This window comes from Streptosporangium vulgare, assembly GCF_042428775.1.
GTDB lineage: Bacteria > Actinomycetota > Actinomycetes > Streptosporangiales > Streptosporangiaceae > Streptosporangium > Streptosporangium vulgare.
This window is the reverse complement of record NZ_JBHMBS010000147.1, coordinates 369-652: the sequence shown is the minus strand read 5'-3', so window position 1 is coordinate 652 and position 284 is coordinate 369. Positions and strand designations below refer to the sequence as shown.

At 54.9% G+C, this 284-nt stretch carries 1 protein-coding gene; it reads left to right on the top strand.

Annotated features, from left to right (window positions below; translation table 11 throughout):
• Nucleotides 1-24: 24 nt before the first annotated feature.
• A partial coding sequence (locus ACFFRH_RS44910; RefSeq protein WP_512701148.1) for a BON domain-containing protein occupies nt 25-284 on the top strand: 260 nt, incomplete at its 3' end.

Here is a 284-nt window from a genome sequence, read left to right as displayed (position 1 = left end):
TCTATGAATAAAGTCGGTAATTTCATGGATGACAGCGCCATCACCGCGAAAGTGAAGGCGGCCCTGGTGGGTCATGACAACATCAAGAGCACCGATATCTCTGTAAAAACCGATCAAAAAGTCGTGACCCTGAGCGGTTTCGTTGAAAGCCAGGCCCAGGCCGAAGAGGCAGTGAAAGTGGCGAAAGGCGTTGAAGGGGTGACCTCTGTCAGCGACAAACTGCACGTTCGCGACGCTAAAGAAGGCTCGGTGAAGGGCTACGCGGGTGACACCGCCCCCACCAG